The 406-nt window shown below is 71.4% G+C and carries 1 pseudogene; it reads right to left on the bottom strand.

The features are described 5' to 3' along the window. A pseudogene (locus tag F0Q45_RS26865) lies at window positions 1-406 on the bottom strand (hypothetical protein); the annotation flags it as partial.

Genomic DNA, 406 nt, shown 5'->3' with positions numbered 1-406 from the left:
CGGCATCAACACGCCTTTGAGCAAGTCGATCGCCTGGGCAGCGCCCAACTGATTGGCTACCTGCATCACGTCGTTGATCAGTCCGCCGCCGCCGCTACTTCCCCCGCCGCCGGTGCCGGTGCCAATCGGGCTAGTCGCCGGCCCATAGCCCAAGGACGGATCGCCAAGAATTGGGTAGGTGCCGTCCGCCCCGGGGTCCAGTCCGGCCGGCGAGGTGATCGGAACCTCGTTGGCGCCGCCGAGCGCCGGTTCCAGGCCTGCGGGGCTGGTCAGGCTGGGAGTCACCCCGGTGGGGCTGGTCAGCGCCGGGTTGACCCCGGCGCCCGGCGTCGGGGGTGTCAGCGTGGTACCCGGCAGGGCCAGCGATCCTGGTGTCGACGGCGTCAGGCCCGGCGTGGTGAGGCCG

The sequence above is a fragment of the Mycobacterium simiae genome (genome assembly GCF_008370645.1).
GTDB classification, from domain to species: Bacteria; Actinomycetota; Actinomycetes; order Mycobacteriales; family Mycobacteriaceae; genus Mycobacterium; species Mycobacterium simiae_A.
This window is presented reverse-complemented; position numbering and strand designations above follow the sequence as displayed.